This window comes from Paractinoplanes abujensis (assembly GCF_014204895.1).
Taxonomy (GTDB): domain Bacteria; phylum Actinomycetota; class Actinomycetes; order Mycobacteriales; family Micromonosporaceae; genus Actinoplanes; species Actinoplanes abujensis.
In genome coordinates this window covers 1,796,697-1,811,724 of record NZ_JACHMF010000001.1, presented here as the reverse complement: position 1 = coordinate 1,811,724, position 15,028 = coordinate 1,796,697, and the positions used below count along the sequence as shown (strand labels likewise).

The following is a 15,028-nucleotide window of genomic DNA, read 5'->3' as shown; positions in this document are numbered from 1 at the left end:
CGTTCATTGTTACCGACGCGTCACGCTTCGACCAGCTCGATGCCCTGCTCCTCGGCCAGGCCCTCGTTCGAGGTCGGCTTCGGGGCATCGGCCGGACGCTTGCCGGGCAGCCAGAGGAAGGCCACCACCGCGCCGAGCACGGCGAACACCGCCGACCCGATCGACGCGTAGTGCATGGCGTCGAGGAAGGCCGAGTTGGCCGCCGGGATCAGCTGCGGAACGGCCGCACCGGCCTGCTCGGCCACCCCGTACGCCCCGGAGATCGACTCGCGGGCCGCGTCGGCCGCCGGGCCGGGCAGGCCGTCGGTCACGGTGCCCAGGTTGTTGCGGTAGACCGAGCTGAGCACCGCGCCCAGCACGGCCACCCCGAGCGCGCCGCCGAGCTGGCGGATCGTGTTGCTGACGGCCGAGCCGACGCCGGCCTTCTCGCGGGGCAGCGCTGACATGATCGACTCGGTGGCCGGCGGCATCACGTTGGCCATGCCGACACCCATGACGAAGAACGCGGCGCCGACGATCCAGATCGGGGTGTCCTGCCCGATGAAGATCCAGATCGACAGGCCGCCCGCGACCAGCAGCAGGCCGACCGTGCTGACCACCTTGGGCCCGAAGCGCTTGACCATCGCGGCGCTGCGCGGGGCGAAGACCATCTGGGCCACCGCGAACGGCACGAACAGCGCACCCGACGCGAGCGGGCCGTAGTCACGGACCAGTTGCAGGTAGAACGCACCGAAGAACATCGCGCCCATGGCGGCGAAGAAGACCAGGCCGATGACGCCGGTGGAGGCCGAGAACGTGCGGTTGCGGAACAGCCGGACGTCGAGCGACGGGAACTCGGTGCGCAGCTCCCACCAGACGAACGCGGCCAGGACGACCACGGCGCCGGCCAGCGTGCCCCACGACTTGGGGTCGCCGAACCCGGCCTCGCCGCCCTCGATCACGCCGTAGGTGAGCAGGGTGAGGCCGACGATGGAGAGCAGGACGCCCGGGATGTCGATCCGGTTGGGGCGCGGGTCGCGCGACTCGGGCACCAGGAAGCTGACGAGGAACACTCCGGCCAGCGCGATCGGCACGTTGATCAGGAAGACCGAGCCCCACCAGAAGTGCTCGAGCAGCAGGCCGCCGACGATCGGGCCGATGGCCACGCCGAGCCCGACGGCACCGGCCCAGATGCCGATGGCGCGCGGGCGCTCCTGCGGCGTGAAGACGTTCGCGATGATCGACAGGGTGGCCGGCATGACGGCGGCGGCGCCCAGGCCCATCAACGCGCGGGCCGCGATCAGCTGATTGGCCGTGTCGGCGTACGTGGAGATCAGCGAGGCCAGCGCGAAGATCGCGAGACCGGTGACCAGTGTGATCCGGCGGCCGAGGCGGTCGGCCAGGATGCCCGCGGTGAAGAGCAGACCGGCGAAGACCAGGGTGTACGAGTTGATCGCCCATTCGAGTTCGCTCTGCGTGGCCCCGAGACCGTGCTCGGGGTCGGCGATCGTGCGCAGGGCGACGTTGAGGATCGTGTTGTCGAGCACGACCACCAGCAGGCTGATGACCAGCACGCCGAGGATGACCCAGCGGCGGGGGTGACCGGCCGGCGCGGTCGTTGGACTGGATGACATCTGGCGTATCCCCCATATTAAGAAACGGAACCGTTCCGTATCCGTAGACAGACGCTAGACCGCTGAAATGTGAAACGGAACGTCTCCGTATTGGAATGTGGCGACGGTCACGTCACGCCGCAACCAGGCTGCTCCCGACCGGCAACGCGAGGTGCACCGCCGGCAACCGAAGTTGAGCGCATGGTGACTGGGACGAACGGGCTGTCGCGCTGGCTGCCGACCGGTGGCGGGCTGCGCGACGAGGACTGGGCCGGGCGGCATCTGCTGCTCACCCGTCTGCTGGCCGCGAGCATGGCCGCCGTCGTGGTCTTCGGCGCCCTCCAGGATGCGCTGGGCGGTGGTGTGGCCACCTGGCTGATCCTGCTGGTCCTGCCCTGTCTCGTGGCGGCGGCCCGGCTGCGCGGGCGCCGGCTGCCCTCGATCTTCGTGGCGTTCGGCTTCGTCTCGGCCTGCGCCTCCTTCGTGGCGATGTGCCACGGCAAGACCGAGGCCCACTTCACCTTCTTCATCGTCGTCGGCGCGCTCGCCCTCTACCGGGACTGGGCGCCGTTCGGCATCTTCCTCGTCGCGACGACGGCCCACCACGGGTTTTTCGGTCTGATCGACCCCTCCCTCACCTACGGGCACGAGGCCGGGCACACCCACCCGCTGCTCTGGGCCGTGCTGCACGGCGCCGCCGTCCTGTTCGCGGCCGCCTTCCAGGTCATCGCGTGGCGCCTGTCCGAGGCCGAGGAGAAGCGCGCCCAGGAGAACCTGGACGAGAGCCAGGCCCAGCTCACCGTGGCCTTCGACGAGACCCCGGTCCCGATGGCCATGCTGGCCCCGGACGGCCGCGTCCTGCGCACCAACTCGGCCTATCGGTCCTGGCTGGACCTGCCCGACGAGCTGCCGGCCGGCTTCCACATCGCCGACCTGCCCATCGAGCCGGTCGACCCGGACGAGGCCCGGGTGATGGATCTGCTCGTGGAGGAGAAGGGCTCCTCGATCCACGTACGCGACTACCGCCGCACGACCACCGGCGAGATCATCTGGGTCGAGATCCACGGCACCAGCGTGTACGACAGGAAGGGCGAGCTGCGCCTGATCTTCGTGCACTGCCTGGACGTCACCGAGGCCCGCCGGCACCAGGAGGAGCTGCAGAACCAGGTGCGCCACGACGCGCTCACCGGCCTGCTGTCCCGGTCGGCCTTCGAGCACGACCTGGCCGCGCTGCTGGCCTCCGACGAGCCGGTCAGCATCCTCTACCTCGACGTGGACCGCTTCAAGTCGATCAACGACGGCTCCGGCCACGCCGCCGGTGACGACCTGCTGCGCGGCCTGGCCGTGCGGCTGCGCGACGCGGTGCCGGCCGGCTCGCTCGTGGCCCGCCTCGGCGGCGACGAGTTCGTGGTCGCGCTGGCCGCCGCACCCACCATCGGCGCCCAGGTCGGCTACGGCGTGCTGGCCGCGTTCTCGGAGCCGCTGCTGCTGGGCGACGGCCACCTGCAGGTCTCGCTGAGCGTGGGCCTGGCCACCGGCCGGGGCGCCGGCCAGGCCGACGACACCGTGCTGGCCGCGGACACCGCGATGTACGCGGCCAAGCGGGCCGGCGGCAACCGGCTGCACATCTTCAGCGACGACCTGCGCGTTCAGGTGCGCGAGCGCCTGGACGCCGAGGCCCGCCTGCGCGAGGCCCTGGCCGGCGACCTGGTCGAGACCCTGCCCATCTGGTTCCAGCCGATCGTCTCGGCCGAGACCGGGGGGATCACCGGCGCCGAGGCGCTGGTGCGCATGCGCACGCCCTCGGGCCGGATCCTGGGCCCGGGCCACTTCATCGCGGCCGCCGAGGAGACCGGCCTGATCGTGCCGCTCGGCGAGCACGTGCTGCGCCGGGCCGTCCGGCAGCTGCTCGAGTGGGGCGACCGGCTCGGCTACATGTCGGTCAACGTCAGCCCGCGGCAACTCGCCGAGGCCGACTTCGTGCCGATGCTGGCCAACCTGCTCGCGGCGCACCCGCACCTGGACCCGTCGCGGCTGGTCATCGAGATCACCGAGACCGCGCTGCTGGGCTTCTCGGTCGACGTCCGCGAACGCCTCGAAATGATCAAAGCCTTGGGCGTACGGATCGCGCTCGACGACTTCGGCACCGGGTACAGCTCGCTGACCTGGCTGCAGTCGGTGCCCGCGGACGTGGTCAAGCTCGACCGCTCGTTCGTGGCCGGGCTGTCGGGCGACCCGCGCAAGGCCTCGATCATTGAGGCCGTGCTCTGGCTGGCCCGCTCGCTGGGCATGTCGGTGGTGGCCGAGGGCGTCGAGGACCCGGCCGACTGGCAGGCCCTGCGCGGCCTGGACTGCCCGTCCTGCCAGGGCTACCTGTTCGGCAAGCCGGTGCCGGCGGCCGAATTCGGCCAGGTGCTGCGGCGGGCCGTCGAGCAGGCCGCTTAGCGTTCGAGGATGGCCACGACGCCCTGGCCGCCGGCGGCGCAGATGGAGATCAGGCCCCGGCCCGACCCCTTCTCGTGCAGCAGCTTGGCCAGGGTGGCCACGATCCGGCCGCCGGTGGCCGCGAACGGGTGACCGGCGGCCAGCGACGAGCCGTTGACGTTGAGCTTGGCCCGGTCGATCGAGCCGAGCGGGGCCTCCAGCCCGAGCTTCTCCTTGCAGAACTCGGGCGACTCCCAGGCGGCCAGCGTGCTCAGCACCTGCGACGCGAACGCCTCGTGGATCTCGTAGTAGTCGAAGTCCTGCAGGCTGAGCCCGTTGCGGGCCAGCAGGCGCGGCACCGCGTACGCCGGAGCCATCAGCAGGCCCTCGTCGCCGTGCACGTAGTCGACGGCGGCGGTCTCGCTGTCGACCAGGAACGCCTGCGGGGCCAGCCCGTTGACGTCGGCCCACTCCTCCGACGACAGCAGCACGGTGGACGCGCCGTCGGTCAGCGGCGACGAGTTGCCCGCCGTCATCGTGGCGTCGGTGCTGCCGAACACCGGCTTGAGCCGGGCCAGCTTGTCCAGGCTGGTGTCGGCGCGCAGGTTCTGATCGCGGGTCAGCCCCAGGTACGGCGTCAGCAGGTCGTCGAAGAAGCCCCGGTCGTACGCGGCGGCCAGGCGCTGGTGCGAGGCCAGGGCGAGCTCGTCCTGGGCGTCGCGGGTGACGTTCCAGCGCAGTGCGGTTATCGCGGCGTGCTCCCCCATCGACAAACCCGTACGCGGTTCGGCGTTGCGCGGGATGTCCGGCTTGAAGGCGAGCAGCGGGTTGAGCCGGGCCGCCGCCTTGAGCCGCTCGGGCAGCGTGCGGGCCCGGTTGAGGGTGAGCAGGGCGCGGCGCATGTCGTCGTTGAGTTGCAGCGGGGCGTCCGAGGTGGTGTCGACGCCGCCGGCCACGCCCACGTCGATCTGGCCCAGTGCGATTTTGTTGCCGACCAGGATCGCCGTCTCCAGCCCGGTGCCGCAGGCCTGCTGCACGTCGTACGCCGGGGTGCGCGGGTCGAGCCGCGAACCGAGCACGGTCTCGCGGGTCAGGTTGAAGTCGCGCGAGTGCTTGAGCACCGCGCCCGCCACCACCTCGCCGAGCCTGCGGCCGGCCAGCCCGTACCGCGCGACCAGGCCGTCGAGCGCGGCGGTGAGCATGTCCTGGTTGGAGGCCTGGGCGTACCGGCCGTTGGAGCGGGCGAACGGGATGCGGTTTCCACCCAGCACTGCGACGCGGCGCACGACAGCCTCCACGAGGTCGACTCATTACCGTTGAGTAGCTTAGCAACGGACGGGCCGACTAAGCTTCCGCGCATGGGCGACAGGTACGCGAGCTTCGCGAATTCCGGTCCCGGGCGCGGCCTGGTCAAGCGGCTGGGCCTGCCGGACCCGCCACGGCTGCGGCGTTACACCCCGGGTGACCCCCTCACCGAGGGGCCCGTGCTGATCGGCGCGGCCCCCGGCGGGCGCCTGGGCGACCAGGTGCGCAAGGTGCTCTCGGCCGCGGGCGTGGAGACGGTCGACGAGCCGCTGACCGACGGCAGGCACGGCGCGCTGATCTTCGACGCGACCGGCCTGAGCGGACCCGAAGAGCTTTCCCACCTGTACGAGTTCTTTCACCCCACGGCACGATCGGTGCACCGCTGCGGCCGGGTGATCGTGCTCGGCACCCCGCCCTCGTCGGCCGGCCCGCACGAGGCCACCGCCCAGCGCGCGCTCGAGGGGCTGACCCGCAGCATCGGCAAGGAGTTCGGGCGTGGCATCACGTCCCAGCTGGTCCATGTGGAGCCCGGCGGCGAGGGCGCGCTCGAGTCGACGCTGCGTTTCCTGCTGAGCGGCCGCTCCGCGTACGTGTCGGGTCAGGTCATCACGATCGGCGCCGGCAGCCCGCCCACCCCCGCCGACTGGCAGCAGCCCCTGGCCGGCCGGACCGCGCTGGTCACCGGGGCGGCCCGCGGCATCGGCGCCGCCATCGCCCGGGTGCTGGCCCGAGACGGCGCCGAGGTGATCGCGCTCGACGTGCCGCAGGCCGGGGACGCGCTGGCCGGGGTGGCCAACGACGTGCGCGGCCGGGCGTTGCAGCTCGACCTGACCGCGGCCGGCGCGGGCGAGCGGCTGGCGTCCTACCTGGGCGGCCCGCTCGACATCGTCGTGCACAACGCCGGCATCACCCGTGACCGCACGATCGCCAAGATGGACGCGGCGGGCTGGCAATCGGTGCTGGCGGTCAACCTGGTCGCGCCCGAGCGGTTGAACGAGGCGTTGCTGGCCCGGGAGCTGATCCGCGGCGGCGGCACGATCGTCGGGGTGGCCTCGATCGCGGGCATCGCGGGCAACCGCGGGCAGACCAACTACGCCACCAGCAAGGCGGGCGTGATCGGGCTGGTCGAGTCGAGCGCGCCCGCACTGCGGGAACGCGGCATCACGATCAACGCGGTCGCGCCGGGGTTCATCGAGACCGCGATGACGGCCAAGATGCCGGTGGCGCTGCGCGAGGCCGGGCGCCGGATGAACAGCATGGCCCAGGGTGGCCTGCCGGTCGACGTGGCCGAGACGATCGCCTGGTTCGCGTCCCCCGGGTCGGCCACGATCACCGGCAACGTCGTGCGGGTGTGCGGCCAGAGCCTGCTGGGGGCGTGAGGTCGTGCCGGGCACCACGCTTCGTGCGGTTCTGGGGCTCGTCCCCCGCTCCCGGCCCGGGTCGCTGCCCGAGGTCGAGCTGGCCGACCGGGGCGTCTCCGTCGACCGTGAGCACCTGGCCGCGTACGACCGGGTCTGCGGTTTCCGGCTGAGCGACCGGCTCCCGGCGACGTATCCGCACGTGCTGGCGTTCCCGCTGAGCATGCGGCTGCTCACCGACCCCGGCTTTCCGTTCCCGGCGATCGGGCTGGTCCACGTGGCCAACGCGATCACGCTGCACCGGCCGCTCACCGCCGGCCTGCGCTTCGACCTCACGGTGCAGGCCGTGAACCTGCGCCCGCACGATCGGGGCCGGCAGTTCGACGTCGTCGCGAGCGCGCGCGTGGACGGCGAGACCGTGTGGGAGAGCGTCTCGACCTACCTGTCCCGAAGCGGATCCCCGGACGGCGTGAGACGGGAGTGGGAGCCGCCCACCGCGACGGCCACCTGGCGTGTCCCGGCCCGTACGGGCGTCGACTACGCGGCCGTCTCGGGCGACCGCAACCCGATCCACACGTCCCGCCTGGGGGCGCGGCTGTTCGGCTTCCCGCGCACGATCGCGCACGGCATGTGGAGCCAGGCCCGCTGCCTGGCCGCGCTGGAGGGACGGCTGCCCGACGCGTACACCGTGGACGTCCGGTTCAAGCAGCCGATCCTGCTGCCCGCGACCGTCCACTTCGCCTGCCGCGACGGCGATTTCCAGCTCTTCGGCCGGCGGCCGTACCTTGCGGGGCACATCACGCCTGCGTAACGTTACCGGCCAGTTAACTTTGCGCGGAGGGTGTTCGCATGGAGTTCTGGCTCGACCTGAACGAGGAGCAGACCGAGCTCCGCGACTGGGTGCACGGCTTCGCCGAGGGCGTGATCCGGCCCGCCGCCGCCGAGTGGGACGAGCGCGAGGAGACACCCTGGCCGGTCCTCCAGGAGGCGGCCAAGATCGGCCTGTACGGGTTCGAGTTCCTGATCAACACGTGGTCCGACGCGACCGGCCTGTCGCTGCCGATCGCCAACGAGGAACTGTTCTGGGGCGACGGCGGCATCGGCATGGCATTGTCCGGCACGTCTCTGGCGGTGGCCGCGATCTACGGGTCGGGCACCCCCGAGCAGCTCGTCGAGTGGGTGCCGCAGTGCTTCGGCGACGAGGCCGAGCCCAAGGTCGGTGCGTTCTGCTCGACCGAGCCCGAGGCCGGCTCGGACGTCGGCGCGATGCGCACCCGGGCCGTCTACGACGAGGCCAAGGACGAGTGGGTCCTCAACGGGCAGAAGGCGTACGCCACCAACGGCGGCATCGCCGACGTGCACGTCGTCACGGCGTCGGTCGAGCCGGCGCTGGGCTCGCGCGGGCAGGCCGCCTTCGTCGTGCCGCCCGGCACGCCCGGGCTGGTGGGCACGAGGAAGCTCAAGAAGCTGGGACTGCGTGCCTCGCACACCGCCGACGTGTTCCTGGACGACGTCCGGGTGCCCGGCAGCTGCCTGCTCGGCGGCCGGGAGAAGCTGGACGAGCGCCTGGCCCGGGCCCGCGAGGGCAAGCGCGCTGCCGGGTCGGCCTCGATGCGCACGTTCGAGCTGTCCCGCCCGGCGGTCGGCGCGCAGGCGCTCGGCATCGCACGCGGCGCCTACGAATACGCGCTCGAATACGCGCAGAACCGCGTGCAGTTCGGCCGGCCCATCGTGGAGAACCAGGCGATCGCGTTCGCGCTGGCCGACATGCGGATGGAGATCGACGCGGCGCGGCTGCTGGTGTGGCGGGCGGCCTGGATGGGGCGTAACGACCGCCCGTTCGCGGCCGGCGAGGGCTCGATGTCGAAGCTCAAGGCGGGTGAGGTCGCCGTGGCCGTGACCGAGAAGGCCGTGCAGATCCTGGGCGGCGCGGGCTACCTGCGCGAGCACCCGGTCGAGCGGATGTTCCGGGACGCCAAGATCTACACGATTTTCGAGGGCACGTCGGAGATCCAGCGTCTCGTCATCTCGCGCGCCATCACCGGGAGGCAGATCCGCTGATGCTCTTTGTGGCGCGGACGATGGCGCGGCGCGGACTTCTCGCTCCCGGGCCGCCGCACCGCGTCGCGCGGCAGTTCGCGGCCCTGCACACGTGGAAGTTCGGGCTGGCCGGCGAGCTGCGGCAGGCCGCGGCGCGATCGCCGGCCCGGGTCGCGCTGATCGACGCGGACGGCCCCACCACGTACTCCGAACTGCTTGACCGCACGTCGCGACTGGCCGGGGCCCTGCCGGTGGCGCCCGGCGACCGCGTCGGGATTCTCGGGCGCAACTCGACGGCGATGGTGGAGGCGCTGATCGGCGTGGCCACGCTGGGAGCCGATCCGGTGCTGATGAACACCGGCCTGTCCCCCGGCCAGCTGGCGGCCGTCACCCGGCACCAACAGTTGCGTCTTCTCCTGCACGATCCCGAGTTCGACCCGCCACCCGGCGTACCGTCCGCCCATCTCCAGCACATCGGATACGGAGAGCCGCTGAGCAGGCCGCCGGGAAAGCCCGGACGCACGATCATTCTGACCTCGGGGACGACCGGGGTGCCGAAGGGCGCGCAACGGCCGACGCCCGGCGGCTTCCGCCCGCTGTGCTCCATCATCGACCGCATTCCGCTGACCGCGGGAATCCGCATGTTCATCGCGGCGCCGCTGTTCCACGCGTGGGGCTTCGCCGGCCTGCAGATGGCGCTGGCCCTGCGCGCCACGGCCGTGCTGCGCCCGCGGTTCGAGCCCGCGGACGCGCTCGAGACGCTCGCCACCCACGAGTGCGCGGCCATGATCGCGGTCCCGGTGATGCTGCAACGGATCATGGAGGAGCCCGCGCGCGAGGTGCCGCTGCGGATCGCCGCGGTCAGCGGATCGGCGCTTCCGGGCGGCCTGGCCACCCGGTTCATGGACCGCTACGGCGAGGTGGTCTACAACCTGTACGGCTCGACCGAGGCGTCCTGGGCCTCGATCGCCACCCCGGCCGACCTGCGGGCCGCGCCCAGCACAGCCGGTCGCCCGCCGCACGGCACGATCGTCGAGGCGCTCGACGAGCACGGCCGGCCGGTGCCGCGGGGCACGCCGGGGCGGCTGTTCGTGGGCAACGAGATGCTCTTCGAGGGCTACACCGGCGGCGGCCCGCGCGAACTGCACAGGGGGCTGCTGGCCACCGGCGACCTCGGCCACGTGGACGAGGCGGGCCGGGTGTTCGTCGACGGCCGCCAGGACGACATGATCGTCTCCGGCGGCGAGAACGTGTTCCCCTCCGAGGTCGAGGACGTGCTGGCCGCCCGGCCCGAGGTGCGCGAGGTGGCCGTGATCGGGGTGCCCGACGACCAGTACGGGCAGCGCCTGGCGGCCTATGTCGTGCTGCACGACGGGGCCGGGCTGACCGCCGAGGCCGTCCGCGACCACGTGCGCAACGAGCTGGCCCGGTTCTCGGTGCCCCGCGACGTCGTGTTCCTGCCCGAACTGCCCCGCAACGCCACCGGCAAGATCCTCAAGCGGCTGCTACCGGACCAGCAGGCCTGACGCGCCCCCGGTCTGGTGCAGCCGGCTCAGGGCGTACGTCATGGTCATGGGTGGCGGCGGAGGTCGCTCGCCCGCGCCGGCCAGCATGCGCGTCGCATGGTGGGTGGCCAGCGGCAACCCCGGATAGCGACCGGCCGCGAGCCGGTCCACGGAGCCGCGCTCACGCCCGAACGAGACCAGCGAGCGCCACTGGGCGAGCGGGGCCACTCTGTCGCCCACGAAGCCGGGCGGGCCGGGCAGCACGGTGACGCTGTCGAACGCGGGACTGCCGCCCAGCCACCATTCGGCCGCCTCGACCGCGCCGCTCGACGCCGACTCGCACCAGTACGGGACCAGGCCCGCGGCCCGCGCCTGCCACGGGTCGAGCAGTCGCCCGCACTCCACGACGCAGCTGTCGCGGCCCTGGTGACGCCACTTGCGCAGCAGGTCGGCGACACCCGCGCTGAGCATCTCGGGCCGCGCGTAGAGCACCCGGTGCGCGGCGCGGCCGATCCGGCCGAGCTCGACACCGAGGACGGGCTCGCCGGAACGCTCGGCGTAGCGGGGCGGGGTGGCCGGATCCGGCGCCACCCACGACAACGCGCCCAGCTCGTCCAGCATGTGCCGGAACTCCCAGTTATCGGCGCAGTAATCCGCGGGTCGCACGCCGCTGACGGGGCTGCCGATCTGGAAGGCGTACCGGCGCGACACCGAGACGACCGGCCACGCCCGCAGATCGCGCAGCAGCAAGGTGCAGCCGCCGGGCGCGATCCGGGTGCGCAAGAACTTCTCGTACGCCGCGGGCAGCATGTGCCAGCGCAGATGCAGCCGAACGGTGGTGCCGCAGAGCGGGCCGTCGGACATCGGGTCGTGCACCTGCCGCACGGTGATCGACGGGTTCCGGTCGTTGATGGCCGCGGCCAGACCGGCCCCCCAGGCCAGCGCGCCCGGCCAGTTGCCGGCCGAACCACCGGGCCAGGTCACCGTGACCGGGATGCTGGTCGGCAGCCAGGCCGCCCCGAGCGCGACGGCCAGGTGGGCGGCGGCCCCGTGCGGCGAACCGAGCAGTACCGAGGGGTAGGTGGAGGCCCGGTAGTGCCCGACGATCCACTCCGCGATCGCCTCCACGTCGAGCCCGGCGGCGGCCTCGTGAGGAACCGCTTCCGCGTACGCCTCCCGCGCGAGCTCCTGCCGGCGGCGCTCGGCGGGCAGCCGGCCGTGACGGCCCAGCAGCGGCACCCGGCGGGCCCAGTCACCGGGCGCGCCGGAGACACCGGCGAGCAGGGTACGGCTGAGACTCTCGGCGCAGAACACGCTTCCGGCGGGCAGGTCCCCACGCGTCCCGGGCCGGGTCTCGTACGTCGTCACCAGCGCAGCTCCCTCGGATAGGCCGCGCCCGCCTACCCGAAGAGGCCGGAATCAAACAAGTTGCGTCACCGTGGGGCGGGTGTCTCGCGGCCCGCCTCGGCGTGGAAACGGACAACCTTGTGGGTGCCGTCACAGAACGGCTTGGTGGCCGACTTGCCGCACCGGCACAGCGCGATGGTGCCGCGGCCGGGGTCGATCGGCTCGCCGTCGGGGGTCTGCAGCTCGAAGTCGCCGCGCACGATGAGCGGACCGTCGGGATAGGGAACGATCGTCGAGGACATGACCGCGCGAATGCCCGGTGAGCTGCGGTCGAAACAGATCGTTTACCGAGCGGGCGGTGGGGAAATCGCGCTGCCATGCACCTTCCAGCGGCCCGCGGCCGGGTCTCCGCCGCGCTCATCGACGTGCTGGGCGGCCGGGCCGCCAAGCTTCCGGCGTTCGCCCGCTTCGACGGCGACGAAGATCTGCACCTGACCCTGTTCGTCTGCTACGAGCTGGCCTACCGCGGCTGGGACGGCGTCGACGACCGCTGGGAGTGGGACCCGGGCATGCTGCGCCTGCGCGCGGCCGCCGAGCAGCGGTTCCTGCACGACCTGTGCGAGTGGGTGGGGCCGCCCGAGACGGGCGTGGACCCGGCGTCGGTGCCGGCCCGGCTGGCCGAGATCGTCGAGGCCGACGACGGTCCGGCGCTGTCGAAATACCTGCGCGGGCGGGCCACCCACGAGCAGTTCCAGGAGTTCGTGACCCACCGCTCGATCTACCACCTGCGCGAAGCCGACCCGCACACGTTCGCCATTCCCCGGCTGGGCGGGCGGGCCAAGGCGGCCCTCGTCGAGATCCAGGCCGACGAGTACGGCGGTGGCAGCGAGCCGCGGATGCACCAGGAACTGTTCAAGCAGACCATGCGGTGGTTCGACCTCGACCTGACGTACGGGGCCTACGTCGACACGGTGGGGGCGCGGACACTGGCCGTCAACAACGTGATGTCGTTGTTCGGGCTGCACCGGGCCCGCCGCGGCGCGATCCTCGGGCACCTGGCCGCCTACGAGATGACCTCGTCGCTGCCCAACCGGGCGTACGGGAACGGCTTGCGCCGGCTCGGCGGTGACGCCGACGCGACCGCGTTCTACGACGAGCACGTGGAGGCGGACGCGGTGCACGAGCAGATCGCCGCGCACGACATGTGCGGGTCGTTCGCGACTGCCGAACCCGCCCTCGCGGGCGACGTGCTCTTCGGGGCCCGGTGCGCGCTGGCCGTGGACGCGTGGTGGGCCACCGGCGTGCTGGACGCGTTCGAGCAGGGCCGGTCCTCGCTGCGTGGTTCGACGATTGCGGCCGGGCTGGCGGGGTAGTCACTCGCGATGCAAGCCAGTGTCACGTTCGTCGGCAACGCCACCACCCTGCTCCGGCTGGGCCATTTCACGCTGCTCACCGACCCCGCTTTCGGGCCGGCGGGCAGCCGCGTGTACCTGGGCTACGGGGCGTGGACCAAACGCGTACGGGATCCCGCCCTGGACGTGCTGAGCGGGGTGAAGGTCGACGCCGTCGTGCTGTCGCACCTGCACGGCGACCACTTCGACAGCGCGGCCCGCCGGTGGGTGGAGCCGGCCCTGCCGATCCTCACGACCCCGCAGGCCGCCCGCAAACTGCGCCGCAAACGGTACCTGGCCCCGCGCGGCCTGCCGCCCTGGGAATGTCACGAATGGACGCGCGACCGCCAGCGCCTGCGGGTGACGGCGGTGCCCGGCCGGCACGGTCCGGGCGTGGTCAGCAGCCTGCTGCCCGACGTGATGGGGTCGGTCGTCGACCTCGAAGTGGACGGCCGCCCGGCCACCCGCCTCTACATCACCGGCGACACCCTGCTCGACGACATGCTGGCGGAGATCCCGCGCCGGTTCGGTGAGATCGACGCCATGCTCATCCACCTCGGCGGCACCCGGCTGGCCGGGCTGCTGCTGACCATGGACGGCCGGCAGGGCACCGACCTGGCCCACCTGATCCGGCCGGCCCTGACGATCCCGATCCACTACGACGACTACAAGGTCATGAAGTCCCCGCTGTCCGACTTCACGACCCGAGCCGAGCGGCAGGGCCTGACCGGCATCACCCCGATCGAACGCGGCGGCACCATCGACCTGCCCCTGCGCCCCGGTGTGACCGGCATCAGCCACCCCCACAACCCGACCGGCTGACCGGCGGCAGCGCCGCAACAAGCGCATCGAGCGTCGCCGGGTCGTATCGGCCGGCGCGGGGCGCGGGCCGTCCGGCGGGCAGACCGTCCGGCGGCAGGCTCCACCGCACTCGGCCCGGGGACACGCGCTCCCACGCCTGATACCACTCGCGCAGAGGCTCGGCCAAGCGGGCGTGCAGCTCGAAGTTGCGACGACGCCGGGTCCGGTCGGCGTCCCGCCGGGCCCGCAGTTCACCCGCCGGCGGCAGCGACACCAGCACCAGGTCGGCGAAGCCGAGGCGGCCGCTCGCGATCGCGGCCCGGTTCGCCACGAGCTCGCGTTCCCAGGCCGCCGGGTCCGCCTCGCCGATCCGGAGCAGGGACCACGTGTAGTGCAACTTCATCGGATCGTCGTCACAGACGGCCAGGCCCGAGGCGCGCTCGCGCTCGGTCGCGGCCTGCCATCGCCGGCAGTTCACCTCGCACCAGTACGCCGCCTGGTCGTCCGCGCCGGCCGCTTCGTCGACGACCGCCGCGTCTTCGGGTACCAGATGGTCGGCATGGTGACGCCGGCACCACGTGGTCTTCCCGGCGGCACTCGGACCGGTCACCACGACGATCACGATGACCAGTGTGCCCGCGTCACCGTTTCGCGCTGCTCGGCCAGACCCGGGTCACGACGCCAGGACACTGCCGGCCACCCAGCGTTCGAACTCGCTGACCGGTGATCGGCGTACTCGTCGCGGGCTCATCGCGCGGCTTCCTGTGGTTCGAGTGCGCCCGCGAGCGCGACGATGAAGGTGCCGAGTCCCAGGCTGAGCCGCTGCACCTCGAGCGGTTCCCACTCGGCGAGGGCGTGGCCGAGCAGGGTGCCGAACCAGGCGCGGGCCGCGGCGAGCAGGTCACGCCCGGCCGGGGTCAGCGCCAGCGCCGAGGCCCGCCGGTCGGAGCTGTCGGTGCGGCGTTCGACCAGGCCCTGCCCGACCGCGGCGGCGACCGCCCGGCTGACCGTGGACGGGTCGAGCCCGGAGCGCCCGGCCAGATCCTTGGCGTGGCAGCAACGGTCGTCGCCCGTGCCGATCTCGTCGATCAGCTTGAGGATGCTGACCGTGCCGATCGGCACGTCGGGCCGCTCTCGCAGCCACTGCTGCCGCGCCTTGCGGACGACCTGGGACAGCTCCAGGAGCTGGGCCGCCAGAACGTCTTCCATCGATGCCTGCCCTTATCCGGCGGTTGGGTGGCTCAAGCATCCATGAAATCTTCTCA

Annotated in this window: 13 protein-coding genes; 7 read left to right on the top strand and 6 right to left on the bottom strand. The window is 72.3% G+C overall.

The window, feature by feature from the left end; all coding sequences use genetic code 11:
- Positions 1-20: 20 nt before the first annotated feature.
- A complete protein-coding gene (locus tag BKA14_RS07765) occupies positions 21-1,613 on the bottom strand; it encodes an MFS transporter (protein ID WP_184950228.1) in 1,593 nt (530 codons plus the stop codon).
- Positions 1,614-1,793: 180 nt separating this feature from the next.
- Here BKA14_RS07765 and BKA14_RS07760 point away from each other — a divergent pair, with 180 nt between their 5' ends.
- On the top strand, positions 1,794-4,037 hold the full coding sequence (locus BKA14_RS07760; protein WP_184950227.1) for a putative bifunctional diguanylate cyclase/phosphodiesterase: 2,244 nt from the start codon (positions 1,794-1,796) through the stop codon (positions 4,035-4,037).
- Here BKA14_RS07760 and BKA14_RS07755 read toward each other — a convergent pair.
- On the bottom strand, positions 4,034-5,302 hold the full coding sequence (locus BKA14_RS07755) for an acetyl-CoA C-acetyltransferase (protein ID WP_239092404.1): 1,269 nt from the start codon (positions 5,300-5,302) through the stop codon (positions 4,034-4,036). The two genes, BKA14_RS07760 and BKA14_RS07755, sit on opposite strands and share 4 nt — an antisense overlap.
- A gap of 72 nt (positions 5,303-5,374) precedes the next feature.
- On the opposite strand from BKA14_RS07755, the gene BKA14_RS07750 reads away from it, so the two are divergent.
- Genes BKA14_RS07750 through BKA14_RS07735 form a run of 4 tightly spaced genes read left to right on the top strand, consistent with a single transcriptional unit; the run spans position 5,375 to position 10,245 of the window.
- Positions 5,375-6,700: a 3-oxoacyl-ACP reductase gene (locus BKA14_RS07750; protein ID WP_184950225.1), complete on the top strand. Its 1,326-nt coding sequence runs from the start codon at positions 5,375-5,377 to the stop codon at positions 6,698-6,700.
- Positions 6,701-6,704: 4 nt separating this feature from the next.
- Positions 6,705-7,490: a MaoC/PaaZ C-terminal domain-containing protein gene (locus BKA14_RS07745; RefSeq protein ID WP_239092405.1), complete on the top strand. Its 786-nt coding sequence runs from the start codon at positions 6,705-6,707 to the stop codon at positions 7,488-7,490.
- Positions 7,491-7,528: 38 nt separating this feature from the next.
- Positions 7,529-8,740 carry an acyl-CoA dehydrogenase family protein gene (locus BKA14_RS07740; RefSeq protein ID WP_184950223.1) on the top strand — a complete coding sequence of 404 codons (1,212 nt, stop codon included), beginning with the start codon at positions 7,529-7,531 and terminating at the stop codon, positions 8,738-8,740.
- Complete coding sequence (locus BKA14_RS07735; protein ID WP_184950222.1) at positions 8,740-10,245, top strand: AMP-binding protein; 1,506 nt, start codon at positions 8,740-8,742, stop codon at positions 10,243-10,245. Before BKA14_RS07740 ends, BKA14_RS07735 begins: the two co-directional genes overlap by 1 nt.
- Here the strand turns inward: BKA14_RS07735 and BKA14_RS07730 are convergent.
- Positions 10,225-11,592: a hypothetical protein gene (locus BKA14_RS07730; protein WP_184950221.1), complete on the bottom strand. Its 1,368-nt coding sequence runs from the start codon at positions 11,590-11,592 to the stop codon at positions 10,225-10,227. The genes BKA14_RS07735 and BKA14_RS07730 overlap by 21 nt on opposite strands.
- Before the next feature lie 65 nt (positions 11,593-11,657).
- On the bottom strand, positions 11,658-11,873 hold the full coding sequence (locus BKA14_RS07725; protein ID WP_184950220.1) for a CDGSH iron-sulfur domain-containing protein: 216 nt from the start codon (positions 11,871-11,873) through the stop codon (positions 11,658-11,660).
- Positions 11,874-11,948: 75 nt separating this feature from the next.
- On the opposite strand from BKA14_RS07725, the gene BKA14_RS07720 reads away from it, so the two are divergent.
- Entirely contained in the window at positions 11,949-12,944 is a 996-nt protein-coding gene (locus tag BKA14_RS07720) for an iron-containing redox enzyme family protein (protein WP_184950219.1), read from the top strand.
- A gap of 9 nt (positions 12,945-12,953) precedes the next feature.
- Complete coding sequence (locus BKA14_RS07715; protein ID WP_184950218.1) at positions 12,954-13,784, top strand: MBL fold metallo-hydrolase; 831 nt, start codon at positions 12,954-12,956, stop codon at positions 13,782-13,784.
- Here BKA14_RS07715 and BKA14_RS07710 read toward each other — a convergent pair.
- Entirely contained in the window at positions 13,756-14,385 is a 630-nt protein-coding gene (locus BKA14_RS07710; protein WP_184950217.1) for a hypothetical protein, read from the bottom strand. The two genes, BKA14_RS07715 and BKA14_RS07710, sit on opposite strands and share 29 nt — an antisense overlap.
- Positions 14,386-14,510: 125 nt before the next feature.
- Complete coding sequence (locus BKA14_RS07705) at positions 14,511-14,972, bottom strand: MarR family winged helix-turn-helix transcriptional regulator (protein ID WP_184950216.1); 462 nt, start codon at positions 14,970-14,972, stop codon at positions 14,511-14,513.
- Between the last annotated feature and the right edge of the window lie 56 nt (positions 14,973-15,028).

What these genes read in the sequence shown, in the direction of transcription:
- BKA14_RS07765 (WP_184950228.1), bottom strand. Translation starts at nt 1,613, where the DNA reads ATGTCATCCAGTCCAACGACCGCGCCGGCCGGTCACCCCCGCCGCTGG.
- BKA14_RS07760 (WP_184950227.1), top strand. Translation starts at nt 1,794, where the DNA reads ATGGTGACTGGGACGAACGGGCTGTCGCGCTGGCTGCCGACCGGTGGC.
- BKA14_RS07750 (WP_184950225.1), top strand. Translation starts at nt 5,375, where the DNA reads ATGGGCGACAGGTACGCGAGCTTCGCGAATTCCGGTCCCGGGCGCGGC.
- BKA14_RS07740 (WP_184950223.1), top strand. Translation starts at nt 7,529, where the DNA reads ATGGAGTTCTGGCTCGACCTGAACGAGGAGCAGACCGAGCTCCGCGAC.
- BKA14_RS07735 (WP_184950222.1), top strand. Translation starts at nt 8,740, where the DNA reads ATGCTCTTTGTGGCGCGGACGATGGCGCGGCGCGGACTTCTCGCTCCC.
- BKA14_RS07725 (WP_184950220.1), bottom strand. Translation starts at nt 11,873, where the DNA reads ATGTCCTCGACGATCGTTCCCTATCCCGACGGTCCGCTCATCGTGCGC.
- BKA14_RS07720 (WP_184950219.1), top strand. Translation starts at nt 11,949, where the DNA reads ATGCACCTTCCAGCGGCCCGCGGCCGGGTCTCCGCCGCGCTCATCGAC.
- BKA14_RS07715 (WP_184950218.1), top strand. Translation starts at nt 12,954, where the DNA reads ATGCAAGCCAGTGTCACGTTCGTCGGCAACGCCACCACCCTGCTCCGG.
- BKA14_RS07705 (WP_184950216.1), bottom strand. Translation starts at nt 14,972, where the DNA reads ATGGAAGACGTTCTGGCGGCCCAGCTCCTGGAGCTGTCCCAGGTCGTC.